Below are 13,708 nucleotides of genomic sequence, written 5' to 3'. Positions count from 1 at the left end.
TCCTGCCGGGACGCGGGGTTTTCAGCTTTTAGACTATTCGTACTTGGCTAACCAAGCCTTAATAAACTCTGTTACTTCCTCCTTTTGAATAACAAACGCAGTGCCTTTCCTTCTGAGAGCCAGAATTTTCATGTTTCCAACTTCAGAATAAAGGTGCGAATTATGATCATCAGCCGCTTTGGTGGGAGACCATAAGACCAAAACTTTTGCTGAGGGTGTTTTCGTAGCTTCTCTTGAGGACATCCCAAACAAGTCTCTGTTCTTGCTCAACCACTTCTCGTAATCTGCCAATTCTAGTAGTGGGCAAGGATTCCAAACTTTTAGTCCATGTTTGTCTTTCCTCTTGATCTGCAAAACCTCTCTGGCTTCGTTGTAGACAATCTCCTTATCTCCTATTGAGCGAATTGAGATAAACAGGTGAACTTTTCGCTCAAATCTCACAAACAAGTCGATAGGATTCTTGTCCTCTACCTTCAGCACTGGAAAAACTTGTATTCCTTGGCTTTTAAACTCATCTAAAAGTAAGGTGGTTAATTTTTCTAGCCTTGCCAGTTTTTGAGTTGCTACCAATGGCTTGTAAGCCAATCCAAAAAGTAACCAGCCTAACGGATGAACTGTGCCACCTGTGGCCAGTGCCGCACCACCAGCTGCTAGAGCAATAGTAGACTCATAGTTTTTCGCCTCCCGAAGCATCTCTAATGCCGCTTCGTTGTGCGGCGGGAGGCGAAAATTGCTAGGTGGGTCTTTCACTGTAGTCATTGGAGGCATCAAAAGTTGTTTTGGCTACTGACTAATCTATGTAGTTGGTTTCTATCGGTTATGTATTTTTGGGCTAAGTTCAACTGAGAGTTTTTGCCCTAATCTTCATCCTGCTTTTTTAACTTGGTTTTTTTTGGGTGTCTTGCTGCGATCGCTTCAGAAGCAAGAATTTTTACCATTTGACTCATAGAGCGTTTTTCAGTTTTTGCTTCAGCAGATATCAATTCATAAAGTGCTAAGTCATCTTCATCTGTGAAATAAATATTTAGTCTAGTTCCTGTGGGCATCGTAACACTGTCTGGTGTTGGAATAACCCTATTGTCAGTCTAAACCTTTTACTTGTCACTGGTGTTATACAGTGTTATCATAACACTGTAAGCCGGAAAACGACACAAAACAAAGGCAACAGAAGCCAGAAAGTGATGTTTAGGCTTACCAGAAACTGGATGTGTGGATTATTGGCGATTGTGCCTTTAAATTCTCCAAAGCCAGAATAAATAAGACTTTTACTAACCATCAGAACCATGACAATCACATACACCAATGACAAAAATTGGCTCGTTCAAGCTAACTTGCTTGCCAATTCTGGGTTAAATGCCCTGATTGCAGGAAAAGACCCTGGTGCTGGGTATGGCAAGGCAACCTATGATGATTTTTGTATCATGATGCCAGCCGCCTACTCAGTAGTTCGCAACCGCAACAACCAACTTCACGAAACAATTTCTAAAGATGGGTGCTGGGTTCGCTATATCGAAGGGTCACGCAAAGACTTAAAGGACACTCAATTTTTTTGGGGAAGTGCAGCGCAAGCAAAACTTGACCACACCCTACTGCACGAAGATAAAGCCAAAAAAGCAGAACTGGCGTTAGAAAGCATCCTTGCAGACTTGGCAGTTCTGAATATTCCAGATGGCATGAAACTTTCAATTAGCTTGAGTAACCACAACCCAGAACGCTGGGGAGGAGAAATCAAGCGCAGAGTTCAAGGTACTCACACCTTCCAACATAAACACCCCGTAAATCGTGAGATTGTTACCAAGACAGTAGAAATCGTAGTCACAGGCATTTATCCCGAAGGGTTTGGCAGCATTGCTCATTGCCTATTTGGTGAACCAACCCTAGCCCTGGAAGAATCAGAAATTGCCATCGCCCTTGATATCGGTTCATCAACTTGGCTGATTACCGTATTTAACGGCAACGGTGCAGTCATAGACCGCCATCTAATTGAGGGTGGATGTGGTGAACTGCACTCCATGATCGCAGAAGCATTGGACAAGAGAAACGACAAAGTAAGTCTGCTGTCCAAAGATGTCAAACATTCACCTTCTTTAGTCAACAAGGGCATTTTAGAAGGGACTTTAACTTACGGAGGAAATCACCTCACAGGTAAAAAATTTGAGAATGAATATAGGCAATGTCTTGATGATTGGTGGGCTACCAGGATTGAGAAATTTGCTAACTTTGTCACCTCTGGTAATTACCTGGATAGAGCTAAATACCTTGTGGCTTGGGGTGGTGGTGTTGCTTTACCAGTAGTGGATCAGAATCTTGCTGGTTTAGGCTTTGTAGTCTTACCTAATCCCCAATTCATCAATGCGTTTGGATTGAAGTTATTAACAGAAAACTCAATAGGAGTGTAAACAAGTGGCTGATAAAACTTCCTACGAATCTCGGCGTATAAGCATCTCGTACTTAGCAGTTTATGAATTGTGTCAAATGTTTGGTATCCCTCAAGATGCCCCAACACAGGCACTATCAGCAGCAGTAGAGAAGCTAATTTTTCAGGGTGGGGTCAATTTACAAACACTACCAAAAAATCAAAATCAGGTGTCTACACCAACAGCAACTCAACCCAATAAAGCAGGAATAGCTTCTATGGCTAATCAATTTAAAGGGGTAGCCTCATGAAAAACTTGAACAGAGTGTATGACTCAACCTTACTAACCCAATCCAAGGTTTACCAGATTGAAAGAACGCTTTACCAGTACCTCTACAAAACAGGGACAATCCAAGCACCACAATTTATTTTTCGACCACTAGCAGGACAACGAAAAAAAGCGGATTTAAGGCTGAATCACAAAGCTTTAACTACTCGCTGTTATGAAGTTGAGGGTGTGACTACAAAGAGTTCTGTAATTTCTCAAGAATCACTGCAATTATCAATATTTTGATGAGGTGAACTATGCAGAATCAACCACTACCAGAATTGATTGCACAAACCCAACAATTACTCACCCAAATCAGACAGCATCCCCAATTTCTAGCACTACAAATTGATGCAGATGTCACAATCGGCGACGTTACGCAATTTCTCAATGCGCTGGGTTGGGAAGCAACAGCTTGTGCTGTGGATGTATCGAAGGAAGGTTTTTTTCAGTAATGGGGAGAGCGATCGCATCCGCCGACCAAAGCAAAGCGATCGCAATCCCACTACTGAATGTATCTCCGCCAATGAAGAATACACTACACAAGGATTTTAGCAAGATGAATAACGAGAATCTATTTACCGCCGCATTAAACGCACTAACTAACAATGGATGCCCTGTTGAATTGGCACAAGAGGCAGCTTCTATTGTGGCCAATGATGATCCATACCAACCAGACTTAGGCAGAACACTAGAGCAACAGCAAATCATTCGAGAAGCACTGCCATACTTACAATCTAGAATCTATGACCAGTTTGAAACCATCGACTCAACGCCAAACCCTTTAACTCACGGTCAGTTTTTAGGCAATTTTGGGGCAGAACTGCCAGACGAAACGATTTGGAGACTTGGGGAAGGCGATTCAACAGCACTAAACGATATCACTGATGACGCAACTAGAGACAAAGCCAACAACATCTTCACAAGACTAGAAGAACTAGGAGCGTGGGAGTGATGAACCGGACAGTAAAACTCAAACTAGATGCACCCATCACATACGCTGCCTTACATTCCTTAACCAACATCAGCCAAGAAACCATATTTCAAGCCCTAGACGGCAATGAGACAGCCGCAGCGCAGGTGGCAGACTTCCGCATCCAACAAACTCAACGCGCCCAAAATGCCAAAGCCGTATTCGGTAATCTCAGCCAAGGGTTAAAAGCAACTGAAACAGTCATGGCAGAAGAAACCCAGTTTCTTACCGCCGCCGGTACTAGCATCAACAAAATGGCTGATGGTTGGTCACAGGTTAGAGTTAGCGACGCACGTTTAGGCTATGGACTACAGCAAAAAGTAATTGCATCTGATAACCAACTAGCCCAAGAACAGTTTCGGCATGGGCGGACACTTAACTTATTGGGTGAATCGCACCGTGCAACGCTCAGAGGGATTGAGATTGATGCTACCAAGGCACAAACTCAGGTTTGGCAGCAAGTAAAAGACAAGCAACAAGCACTTTCACCCACAGACCGAGCCAAAGAAACCTTAAAAGATATTCACAGACACGGTTCTAACGCTGTTAATCGTGCCAAAGGTTTCTTTAGACGGTTGATTGACTAACGCACAAGCCCAGGTTTTGCGCCTGGGTTAATTTCTTCCCAAAGGTGTTGCTAATGTTGACCAACAATCAAAAACAAACACCAATTTACTTTGATGCAGAGATTGTAGACGAGCGTACACAGCATATTGACGGTGAACAGTACGATGCTGAACAAGTACAACAGGCGATTGCTGAAACTGACAGCAGCATCACCATCATTCAAGGCATTTCCCAAGGTGCATTCTTGGCAGGATTGCAAATCACATCAACTCAATATCTCTACCTTGCTGGCAGCGTTGGACTATTCCCCGCCGTCATTGCTGGCTTACCCGTTGGGGCATCTTTGGCGGCTACCCTCTGCTACTTGCGATTTTCATCACAGCATCATTCCCCAAATCAGCGACCGCCAAAAATTTGGCATTGGTGTAATTCGCTCTGCCACCCTGGCAGCTAGTTCATGGAAGTTAACAGGCGATGCCCAAGACATGGACAAAATAGCCCGTAACAGTTTTTCTACCGTAACTGAACAGGTAAAAGCCTATGAGGGCATCAAGAAACCCAAGGAAACTAATTACGGTTTAATTCTTGGGTTAGCCGCAGTTGTTTCTGTTGTCCTATTTTTCTACTGGCGTAAGAAATGAAAGACATAAAACCATCAGAACTTAACCAGCGTCGTTATAGTCTCCCACTGCGTCTAAATCTGCTGATGATGGCATCAGTAGTAGGTGCGGTGATTTGTGTTGTAGTAGGACATTTAGGGGATGGGATAGCCAAGAAAGAAATATGTTTTTACCCAAAATCAGCCAGGATACACGACGCACCACTAGAAGCAGAAGGAGACACAGAGAGTTTACTTATAGGTAATAAGTATTGCCGATATGAACAGCGATCGCAAATTCCAAAACCCTACTTGAAGGCTAACCAGTACCGCACCAGTAACCCCAACTATAACGAGTGGGCATTTCTCCAGCATGAAAGCCTGTACGTATTTCGAGAACTAAGTGCCGATAATCCGTTTAAGATTCACTTTGGGATAGGGGCGATGGTGTTGGGGGGAATCGGGCTGTTGTTGACGAATAAAGCCAAAGACTATCTCAGCGATATTAGACCCCACTACCGCGCTACTAAACAATTTGAAGGCGTGAGAGCGTCTTACAGTGTAAAACTTGGTGAGCAATTGTTAGACCTATCTGGTAACGAACTACTGAAATACTTGCGTGGTATTAAAATCGCTGAGGCTAGACAGCAGTTTATAGCAAGTATTACCCCACAGCAGCAGATAGCCCTACTCATGGCGATGTCGGCTGATGATTATTATGACTTTGGTCACTTACTTGATGGTGGCGCAAGTTTTTCTAAGTTTGAACCACAGCAACAGCCAACCGCACAGCTACCACATGGCACACCTGGAACTGTAACCGAACAAGCCCAGCAGCCAGTTATCCCACCTAACAGTAACACCGCATGGGTGCAAAACCTCATCAAACAAACTGCCCTAATTTGGGGCAACCAGGGGGGCGGTAAAAGTTGGCTTGCTCGTTATGTCGTCAAACAGAAAAAACAGGCAGGCTACAGGGTGATTGTCCTTGACCCTGACAGTAATAAAGCAGAATGGCGAGGGGTTGAAAGTTATCACTCTTGGGAGGATATTGAACAACAAATCCGCGAATACGTTGAGGAATTGGAATCAAGATTGACTACTTTTAATAATTCATCTTTAAGTGAAGAGCAATGGCGGCAGAAACTTTGGAGCGAGGGCAAAGCAACAGCCCTAATTTGTGAGGAAGCAACCACCTACGGCGACTTTATTAAGGATGCTGAACTGTTAGATAAGTTCGGCAAGCTGGCGTTAACCAAATCCAGAAAACAGGAGATGCCTTTAACTGTGGTAGCTCACAACAATACCCAGACTTGTTTATTTGGGATTAAAGGCTTACATAATCTGGTTTCTAAAATGCTGCAAGTTGAATGTTTGGCACAGGTAGATCCAATTACACTACAGCCCAAATCTACTGGTAAAGCCAAGGTAAAACTCGATAGTTCTAACGAATGGATATTAGTTGAACTGCCCACAATGACTGCAAAAATATCTGATTTTAGTGACACCGTATCAGCAGCACAAGCTAACCCGAATCCACCCATTGATAAAGCCACATTGGAACGGATTTATGAACTAGAAATCAATATTGGTGAGCAGGCAGGTGACACCCAAAATCCACCTAAAAAACTATCACCCCAGGCGCAAAAGTTATATGAATATCTCACCAGAACTGAACGAGTAGAGGCTGATGTTAGAGAGTTTAAAAGTAACTTTAAAGTCAATGGTGAGAGATTTACTGTGGAGCAAATTAAGGGCTGGATGTATGAAATTGTTGGGGCATCTTTAGCAGACTGGATAGGCGAGGGTGTTATCAAGCTCAATCAAATTTGATTGCGATTGGTGTAGGCGTGTCTGCCCTTAAAAACACCCTTTTTTCGCGGACATTGGACACTCCTCACCACAGACACCAAAGCCTGAAATCCTTATACAGCACAGACACGACTCAGACACCACCACGGACACACCGCAGACACTTGGTGTCTGTCAAATGTCTGCTCGGCACTGTTAATTAATCTATTGAAATAGCTGAATAATATGCACCCTATTGAGTTTAAGAAAAAGTGGCAGTTAACTTATAGTGAGCTTGCACTTGTCCTGGGTTATGAAAGTGATTACACTGTCCGTTGCTGGGGTATGAAAGGAGGACATAAGCGCAATCCTCAAAACGTTGTTTACGTCGCTTGTCGCCTTCTAGATGAAAAATGGTCAACTCAAGGTAAACTTGTGGATTCTTACCTTTGACCGAGAAGATTGGAGATTCCAGATTTGAGAAGCAGCAGATTGATTGTTTTTGGTACAAGCTTTGCCCCTTGTGGAGTTTTAATTCCCTTGGTGGAGAGAAAAAAGATATCGGTTTTGATAGCAACGATGGAGTAACCAGGGGTGTAGAAGCGAGTATAGACAACTCATGCAAGCCGCAACATGAACGAATCCTATTGGTGTGGATCATACCTGTAAGTGGTCATCGCGTTGCAATCATAAGCAAATTTTATCAGCCAACGAGAGAATGAGGGTTGTAGCGGTTTTCATTGATAAGTTGAATTTGATCGCTCGTTGTCGCTTTCGTGTCCCCAACGAAGATACAATACTTTTGGTCACTTGTTACACGTTATCAGTATTTGGTGTAATTCCTGAGAGAAGAGAAAAATGAAAGTAGACGGCAACGGACAAGGCAAGATTTTAACCCAAGACGAACTGAGGCGATTATTCACCGAGGGATTTCTCAGCCCCCGCGATCGCGCTCTGTTTGGAATTTGCCTGTTCACTGGTTGTCGCGTATCAGAAGCGTTAGCACTACAGACGACTGATATCAAATCTGGTGCTATCACTTTTCGCAAGTCTACCACCAAAGGTAAGCATAAAACCCGGATTGTGGACATCCCACCAGGGCTAGCCGCAATGCTGACCGAATACCAACCAAAACCGGGGGCAATATTTCCCGGTATGCCCGGTGTAACTGAGCGTCTGACCCGATTTATGGCAGACAAGATTCTGCGCGATGCCTGCAAGCGAATTGGAGTTGAGGGAGTCAGCACCCATTCGTTTAGGCGAACTGCTCTCACGCAGATGTCAAGCGCCGGGATACCTTTGAGAACTATTCAAGAAATCTCTGGTCACAGTGACCTGGGAACGTTGCAGCGTTATCTGGAGGTCACGCCAGAGCAGAAGCGCAAGGCTGTTTCGGTGATTGGGTTCTAAATTGGGGTTTTTTATACAAACCCTCGAAAAGGGGGATTAGGGATTTTATGACAGAGAAGCGGTAAATTTTTCGTTTTTTTTACGTCTCATTATTCTTTAGACTTTGAGAGAATTGCATTTTGAGACATAAAAAGAGACATGATTTAGGTATGTCTCAAAAACTATAGTTTCTGAGACACATTGGGGGAAAAGCAAAGCTTACAAGGATTTGAAGGTAATAATGCCAAACCTCGTTTTTGCTATTCCCCCTTTTCGAGGGGACGTACAAAAAACCCCAACATCTGAATTTAGAACAGTTGCAGAGATATTTGGAAGTGACTGACGCTCTGGAATAATTCTCAACTAAGTTCTCACTATTAAGAATACAACCACCTTCAGCGATCACACTGCGTTATGAATGCGATCGCTAGATGCGGATTATGTGGGTGGCGTGTGGCGTGTGGGGTGTGGGTGTGGGTGTGGGTGTGTTAGTTCTTATATCGATACGGGAACTCTAAAAAGGTGACTGCTTATTAACTATGACTCAGCTAAAGCTGCCTTGTTTTTATGATGAATGTCCAATTGTCCCTTGAACAAGTGTTGATCAGCCTTCCTGATGATGCGCCAGAGGCTACTGTAGGACACCTGTTTATGCCTCCCTTTTTTGAAGCGCTCGGTTTTCAATCAACGGAGATTTTAGCAGAATTTAGTACAAAGAGAGGTGCAGAAAAGGTTGATTATGCTCTACGTCATAACAAAGAAGATTGCGATAGTTTTGTAAAAACTAGAACCAATCCTAATGTCATAGTTGAAATAAAGAAAAGAAACGATAATCTTCAAGAAGGAACACCCCAATACAAGGAAACAGTCTGCCAGCTAAAAAGTTATTTACTTGCACCAAACTGCAAAACAGTTCAATGGGGAATTATTACTAATGGTTCTCATATACAGTTATTTAGAAAGCATGGGAAAGTAGTTCATCCATCTTCGCTCTGTCTAGAGATAACGCCTGATAATATTACTAAGATTACTAAAGATATAAGACAAAAAATAGATAATACACCTAGAGCTTTAACAGTAGCTATCTATAACAATAAAGGAGGTGTGGGAAAAACGACAACTACAGTTAATCTAGCAGCTACGTTAACTGTTCAGGGCAAAAAAGTATTGATTGTAGACTTTGACCCCAACCAAAAGGACTTAACTCGCTACTTTAATATCAAACCCAAAAAAGACTCTCTTTTCTCCCTATTAGAAGATAAAAATGATCGGATTTCTTTTAAGGGGGAATTGGTCAGTTATACAGTTAATTTTAAAACTCCAGCCAAAACATTGAGTTTTGATATTCTGCCATGTGACGAAAAACTAGGGGATTTAGATGATGCAGAACTTAAAAAGCTTTTCAAAGAATATAGATTACGTCAAGTTTTGGACAAAGTAAAGTTTGATTATGACTATATTCTAATTGACTCTCCACCTAACTGGCGTTTTTTTAGTAGAAGTGCTGTTATTGCCTCTGATGTAGTAATAATTCCCACAAAACCAAACAATATTTTTTCTTTAGAAAATGCTGCTATAACTATCAAAGATTATATACCTGAAGTTCAAGAATTGAAGAAAGACGGTACTCCTATTGCATTACCTATATTTTGGAATGGCGAAAAGATTACTGAACCTCAAAAGCGTACTGCATATAAAGCAATTGATAACCTGATAGAACAATCTGAAAAAAATCAAGAGACTCCATTTGATTTACAACCTTATTTTTACCCACGGTTTAAAAATTCTGTCAACATACAGAAACAACTTATATTTTCACTGCCGAGCTATGCACATATAGCTAATTCTGCCTTTTCTCATTTACCTGCTGTCTATAAAGATATAACAGCTTATAACTATTATTTAGACTTAGCAAAGGAATATTTATTGCAATGAAAATAGATGATATTGGTAATTTAATGTATTTGTATAGAAAAGAAATCTCTTCATGTGTAGGTACAGATGCTCCTGAGTTTTTAATTAAATCCACGGCACAAGCCCTAAATAACTTGGGAGGTCGTAACTGGATACCTATAATTGTTAAAGAGACTGGTGAAGACCAATATGAAGTAATAGGTAACTCGTTTATTTATGCAGTCGCCGAAGAAGCAAGGTTAGATAAGGTTTGGTGCATCATCGCCGATGATAGTAAAGAGACATCTGAAGTTACTAAGATTCTGGCTGGGGAGATCAGACCAAAAATTAACCTATCCTATGCTGGTAGAGATGAAATAAAATCTGCACTTGAATATTTAATTGAGAAACCAGATAGTGTTCTTAAGAGGGTGAATCTTTCGGTTGCTACTAACCGAATTGAGGAAGCCCCTCGTAAATATTGGACATCTCTAGACCCTATAACAACACTTAAATGTCAAATTACCAAAGGGGTTAAGTTAAATGCTTTGAAGGAAGTTTTTGAACTCACGCCTGAACCATTACCTGATGTTATAAAAGATCCAATTATCTTGAGGACATTGACAGTTACAGAATTAAGAAAAATGGCTAAAAAAAGGGGAATACCTGGATGTAGTAGAAAAGGTAAGGATGAATTGGTTCAAATATTAAGCCAGTGATAGGTAATCGCTCATTACTACCTTAAGTTAAACAATTCTGACTAATCAGGTGTCAAAACATTGTAGGCTGTGGATTACAGGGTCTACAGTCTGGTAATGAAAATCAATCGGCATGGACGCGCCAAGGTTCTAACGCAGTCAGAGATACAGCTAATTTTCAGTCATGGCTTAGACAATGACCGCGATCGCACTTTGTTCGGTGTCTGCCTATTTTGGGTAAATCTAGCGAGCGTGTCATGAGGGGCAAGATAGCCTGAAAGTATTGCTGTATATCCTTTTCAATTATTAGTGTCTATTGAATTGTCTAGACAGAGTTCGCGCTTATCTGCCCAAAGTCACCACAAGGTGGAACGAAAGAATAAGGGTTTTAGCCATGTTCTATCATACTACAAGCTCAGATTTTGTACTACTTGCCCCTGGTAACAGGCTCGCTAGGTTTACCCCAATTTCCGGTATAGTTTTTAGCAAATATCTAATTTAGTCTATCATGAGTGAACAAATCCCGTAAGTGGAACAATGGCATTTATATGTTACTTATTTTTCCTACTATACGGAATGATAAAATTGTTCGATAAAAGTTGTATAAAAATAAACTTGACCCTCTGTACGATTATTCACTTACCGCCCTTATGCTTTTTATTTCTTGAACGAGATTCTTCAGGAATATCAAGACGCTGATAAAGTTCTTCTTGCTTCTCGTATAAGAAGGAATGAGCAAAAGTTCTATTTGTTTGAGAACTTAAATTTTGAAGAATATCATTGAATGATTTGTTTCGCATTTCATGTAAAACTTGAGATAAGTTAAAACCAGCACAAACATGAGGTTGTAAAGCTTCTAGTTCACAAATCGATAGTATTTGCCAGTCAAGTCCAGTTACACCTTCGGCAGCTAATAATGTATCAAGATACTCTTGAAAGGGTCTGCTATTGATTAAATATAGCGGCTCTAGCGACACAATAATTGGCTTAAACGTACTACAATGATGAAATATTTGAAGTTCAGGGACTTTAGCCTGACAAGCAGATATAAAGCTGGCAAGTTGTTTTAAGCCCTTCTTGACCTGTGCCAAACTATCTTTAACCGCATCTTCACTAGCTATTGCTTGTGCGGCTCTAGAAAAGCGAGTTGCTTTACATTCAAGGAAAATTGCTGTTGAGCCATCGATCATAATCCAATCAGGAACTTTACCTTTCTTGGTTGGATAGAAGGTTCGGATATCTGATTCTGATAACAACTGTTCCGACAGGAGACATTTTTCAAGTACAAGACCAACATATCGTTCAAAAATAAAACCGAAATACTGAGAAAACTCAGTAGTATAGGCGTTATACATTTGGTAAAAAATCCCTGTGGAAATTCTTGAAGCAACAAGCTCAGGCACAGGTGCATGAATAAAATCCTTATCAGGAGTAGAGAATTGTTTGTTTTGGCAAGGTCTAATAATTGGATAAGATAGCAGTGGATTGAAATCATACATCTTAAAACGGCGATCTTCGTTTTTTCGACTTTCATACAACTCAATCAATCTCAATTTATCTGCTACAAGCTGGTTTAGAATAGCTTTCAAAATTTGGTCATTTGGTATGTTAATTCCTTGCTTTCGAGTTTTTTTGAAATAGTCTTGACTGACTGCAAAATTTCCACGAGATGCGGAAGATATTACAAAACCTGTAGTTATAAAGTCGAGGACAGAGACCCCAGTGATAGCCTGAAATTTACTCTCAAAATCAAATTGCGGAATGTCTGGCAAACCTTGTAACTGTCTCGGAATTTCGTAAAATAGTAAAGCTGGACGTGAAAATTCACTAAAAAGACCAGGCTCAAAAGGAAATTGACTACTAACGAGCCTTAACATCATGAATATTGAATTTGAGTTCATGAATTCCTTATGTAAATCCTTGTCAAAAGTTATGGGGTCAGCAAGGTAGTACTCATTATAAAGATCGGCTAGATGCCGAATATCATAGTTTTTTATCAACTGAGATGTTTTGCTCGGAGGGCAAAATCTAGCTGCAAATAAAGCAACACCTCCAACCATAAAAGGTCTAAGTTCAGGCGTACTTTTTTTAAGTAAATATAGAGAATGTAAAACATCTCCAAACTTGAGCTTCCCAAAAACTGATGCTATCTGGGGTAAAAGTAGCGAGCCTGTCATGAGCCGCCACGCACCGCCTGAAAGTCTTGTTACGTAAAGGTTTCAAAAATAAAATAGCTCTTTAACCCGAAATCCTCAGAACTCGCTTGTTTTTGCAGTACCAATTGACCTTTACGCTATTTGGTACTGCATTTAGTAACGTAGCCATGCGGGTTTCAGGCTGTAAAAATCAGTGAGGTTTAAATGGTACACCTTTAAATGTGCATCCAATTGGTCAAAATCTCATTTTAGGGTAAAAGTTGAAAAATTTTGATGAAACCCTCTCTGGGTAGCGTTTTCAGCCGTTGCATGGCGGCTGATAGCAGCTTCGCTACTTTCTCCCCTAGAACAGCAGATGCAGCAACTTAGAGAAGCCCTGATTGCGGCGGGAGCTATTAGCCTTGCTAGTGGAGTAGAGGAGCATTTAGCAGAGAACACCAGCATCGAGGGCGGTAAGTTCCTCTACTCGGTCAAGGAAGCCAGGGAGGGGTTGAGTAAAACCGAAATTATGCGCCGTCTAGACATGACCACTACCACGTTAAAGCGGCTGGCTGAAACTGAGAGGCTATCTGAGGAAAAATATTTGGTGAAAGTCACCGGCTGGCAGTTAGGTTCTGGTGAACGCCCAAAATTTTACCCGCCACAGCCTAACGCACAAGAGCAAGGTTAGTTAAAAACAGCTTTTCTCAGTATGGCTAATTTTAGGTAACAAAACTGTTCAGTGCGCCATGCCAGTTTTATGTGAAATCTATGGTAGACCCGCAAGCCGCCCCAACAGCATATATAAAATATTGGGGGTTTTAGGGGTGATGAGTATTGGATTGGACTTTATTGCTTTACTTGTCCAGTAACTTTGTTTATCTATTTAATTACCGTTAGTGGACGTAACGAAAAATTAGCATTTTGAGGCTATTGGTAGGCCAACCGTCACACTGTTAAGCATCCTGGAGGGTGAAAAA

General features: G+C 41.4%; 17 protein-coding genes and 1 pseudogene. 15 read left to right on the top strand and 3 right to left on the bottom strand.

Annotated elements, in window-relative coordinates; all coding sequences use genetic code 11:
• Positions 1–33: 33 nt before the first annotated feature.
• On the bottom strand, positions 34–759 hold the full coding sequence (locus L6494_RS29435; RefSeq protein WP_237997410.1) for a hypothetical protein: 726 nt from the start codon (positions 757–759) through the stop codon (positions 34–36).
• A 98-nt stretch (positions 760–857) separates the two neighbouring features.
• Entirely contained in the window at positions 858–1,046 is a 189-nt protein-coding gene (locus L6494_RS29430) for a ribbon-helix-helix domain-containing protein (protein WP_237997409.1), read from the bottom strand.
• Positions 1,047–1,283: 237 nt separating this feature from the next.
• Between L6494_RS29430 and L6494_RS29425 the strand changes: the two genes are divergently transcribed.
• The 14 genes and pseudogenes from L6494_RS29425 to L6494_RS29360 all read left to right on the top strand — a co-directional run.
• On the top strand, positions 1,284–2,399 hold the full coding sequence (locus L6494_RS29425) for a ParM/StbA family protein (RefSeq protein ID WP_237997408.1): 1,116 nt from the start codon (positions 1,284–1,286) through the stop codon (positions 2,397–2,399).
• Positions 2,400–2,403: 4 nt separating this feature from the next.
• Positions 2,404–2,667, top strand: a complete 264-nt coding sequence (locus L6494_RS29420; RefSeq protein WP_237997407.1) for a hypothetical protein — start codon at positions 2,404–2,406, stop codon at positions 2,665–2,667.
• Entirely contained in the window at positions 2,664–2,930 is a 267-nt protein-coding gene (locus tag L6494_RS29415; RefSeq protein WP_237997406.1) for a hypothetical protein, read from the top strand. Before L6494_RS29420 ends, L6494_RS29415 begins: the two co-directional genes overlap by 4 nt.
• A gap of 11 nt (positions 2,931–2,941) precedes the next feature.
• Entirely contained in the window at positions 2,942–3,139 is a 198-nt protein-coding gene (locus L6494_RS29410) for a hypothetical protein (protein ID WP_237997405.1), read from the top strand.
• The gene (locus tag L6494_RS29405) at positions 3,139–3,639 is read left to right on the top strand and encodes a hypothetical protein (RefSeq protein WP_237997404.1); all 501 of its coding nucleotides are present in this window, start codon (positions 3,139–3,141) and stop codon (positions 3,637–3,639) included. The genes L6494_RS29410 and L6494_RS29405 overlap by 1 nt, the downstream gene beginning before the upstream one ends.
• A complete protein-coding gene (locus L6494_RS29400) occupies positions 3,639–4,244 on the top strand; it encodes a hypothetical protein (protein WP_237997403.1) in 606 nt (201 codons plus the stop codon). Before L6494_RS29405 ends, L6494_RS29400 begins: the two co-directional genes overlap by 1 nt.
• Before the next feature lie 53 nt (positions 4,245–4,297).
• On the top strand, positions 4,298–4,678 hold the full coding sequence (locus L6494_RS29395) for a hypothetical protein (RefSeq protein ID WP_237997402.1): 381 nt from the start codon (positions 4,298–4,300) through the stop codon (positions 4,676–4,678).
• A 31-nt stretch (positions 4,679–4,709) separates the two neighbouring features.
• Positions 4,710–4,865: a hypothetical protein gene (locus L6494_RS29390; protein ID WP_237997401.1), complete on the top strand. Its 156-nt coding sequence runs from the start codon at positions 4,710–4,712 to the stop codon at positions 4,863–4,865.
• Entirely contained in the window at positions 4,862–6,655 is a 1,794-nt protein-coding gene (locus L6494_RS29385; protein ID WP_237997400.1) for a hypothetical protein, read from the top strand. The genes L6494_RS29390 and L6494_RS29385 overlap by 4 nt, the downstream gene beginning before the upstream one ends.
• Before the next feature lie 204 nt (positions 6,656–6,859).
• Positions 6,860–7,066, top strand: coding sequence for a hypothetical protein (locus tag L6494_RS29380; protein WP_103141026.1), 207 nt, complete (start codon positions 6,860–6,862; stop codon positions 7,064–7,066).
• A 405-nt stretch (positions 7,067–7,471) separates the two neighbouring features.
• Entirely contained in the window at positions 7,472–8,023 is a 552-nt protein-coding gene (locus L6494_RS29375) for a tyrosine-type recombinase/integrase (RefSeq protein WP_237997399.1), read from the top strand.
• 546 nt (positions 8,024–8,569) lie between these two features.
• Positions 8,570–9,937, top strand: a complete 1,368-nt coding sequence (locus L6494_RS29370; RefSeq protein WP_339394307.1) for an AAA family ATPase — start codon at positions 8,570–8,572, stop codon at positions 9,935–9,937.
• The gene (locus tag L6494_RS29365) at positions 9,934–10,614 is read left to right on the top strand and encodes a Rho termination factor N-terminal domain-containing protein (RefSeq protein ID WP_237997398.1); all 681 of its coding nucleotides are present in this window, start codon (positions 9,934–9,936) and stop codon (positions 10,612–10,614) included. The genes L6494_RS29370 and L6494_RS29365 overlap by 4 nt, the downstream gene beginning before the upstream one ends.
• Positions 10,615–10,710: 96 nt before the next feature.
• Positions 10,711–10,827, top strand: a pseudogene (locus L6494_RS29360) (site-specific integrase); the annotation flags it as partial.
• A 401-nt stretch (positions 10,828–11,228) separates the two neighbouring features.
• Here L6494_RS29360 and L6494_RS29355 read toward each other — a convergent pair.
• Positions 11,229–12,770 (bottom strand): hypothetical protein, encoded by a 1,542-nt coding sequence (locus L6494_RS29355; RefSeq protein ID WP_237997397.1) that lies wholly within the window; start codon positions 12,768–12,770, stop codon positions 11,229–11,231.
• Between the two features lie 334 nt (positions 12,771–13,104).
• Here L6494_RS29355 and L6494_RS29350 point away from each other — a divergent pair, with 334 nt between their 5' ends.
• Positions 13,105–13,419 (top strand): hypothetical protein, encoded by a 315-nt coding sequence (locus L6494_RS29350; protein ID WP_237997396.1) that lies wholly within the window; start codon positions 13,105–13,107, stop codon positions 13,417–13,419.
• Positions 13,420–13,708 lie beyond the last annotated feature (289 nt).

The organism is Nostoc sp. UHCC 0870 (assembly GCF_022063185.1).
Classification (GTDB): domain Bacteria; phylum Cyanobacteriota; class Cyanobacteriia; order Cyanobacteriales; family Nostocaceae; genus Trichormus.
Note: the sequence above shows the minus strand (reverse complement) of the source record. Positions and strands in the feature narration are given on the sequence as shown.

What these genes read in the sequence shown, in the direction of transcription:
- L6494_RS29435 (WP_237997410.1), bottom strand. Translation starts at nt 759, where the DNA reads ATGACTACAGTGAAAGACCCACCTAGCAATTTTCGCCTCCCGCCGCAC.
- L6494_RS29430 (WP_237997409.1), bottom strand. Translation starts at nt 1,046, where the DNA reads ATGCCCACAGGAACTAGACTAAATATTTATTTCACAGATGAAGATGAC.
- L6494_RS29425 (WP_237997408.1), top strand. Translation starts at nt 1,284, where the DNA reads ATGACAATCACATACACCAATGACAAAAATTGGCTCGTTCAAGCTAAC.
- L6494_RS29415 (WP_237997406.1), top strand. Translation starts at nt 2,664, where the DNA reads ATGAAAAACTTGAACAGAGTGTATGACTCAACCTTACTAACCCAATCC.
- L6494_RS29410 (WP_237997405.1), top strand. Translation starts at nt 2,942, where the DNA reads ATGCAGAATCAACCACTACCAGAATTGATTGCACAAACCCAACAATTA.
- L6494_RS29405 (WP_237997404.1), top strand. Translation starts at nt 3,139, where the DNA reads ATGGGGAGAGCGATCGCATCCGCCGACCAAAGCAAAGCGATCGCAATC.
- L6494_RS29400 (WP_237997403.1), top strand. Translation starts at nt 3,639, where the DNA reads ATGAACCGGACAGTAAAACTCAAACTAGATGCACCCATCACATACGCT.
- L6494_RS29395 (WP_237997402.1), top strand. Translation starts at nt 4,298, where the DNA reads ATGTTGACCAACAATCAAAAACAAACACCAATTTACTTTGATGCAGAG.
- L6494_RS29390 (WP_237997401.1), top strand. Translation starts at nt 4,710, where the DNA reads ATGGACAAAATAGCCCGTAACAGTTTTTCTACCGTAACTGAACAGGTA.
- L6494_RS29385 (WP_237997400.1), top strand. Translation starts at nt 4,862, where the DNA reads ATGAAAGACATAAAACCATCAGAACTTAACCAGCGTCGTTATAGTCTC.
- L6494_RS29380 (WP_103141026.1), top strand. Translation starts at nt 6,860, where the DNA reads ATGCACCCTATTGAGTTTAAGAAAAAGTGGCAGTTAACTTATAGTGAG.
- L6494_RS29375 (WP_237997399.1), top strand. Translation starts at nt 7,472, where the DNA reads ATGAAAGTAGACGGCAACGGACAAGGCAAGATTTTAACCCAAGACGAA.
- L6494_RS29370 (WP_339394307.1), top strand. Translation starts at nt 8,570, where the DNA reads ATGATGAATGTCCAATTGTCCCTTGAACAAGTGTTGATCAGCCTTCCT.
- L6494_RS29365 (WP_237997398.1), top strand. Translation starts at nt 9,934, where the DNA reads ATGAAAATAGATGATATTGGTAATTTAATGTATTTGTATAGAAAAGAA.
- L6494_RS29355 (WP_237997397.1), bottom strand. Translation starts at nt 12,770, where the DNA reads ATGACAGGCTCGCTACTTTTACCCCAGATAGCATCAGTTTTTGGGAAG.
- L6494_RS29350 (WP_237997396.1), top strand. Translation starts at nt 13,105, where the DNA reads ATGCAGCAACTTAGAGAAGCCCTGATTGCGGCGGGAGCTATTAGCCTT.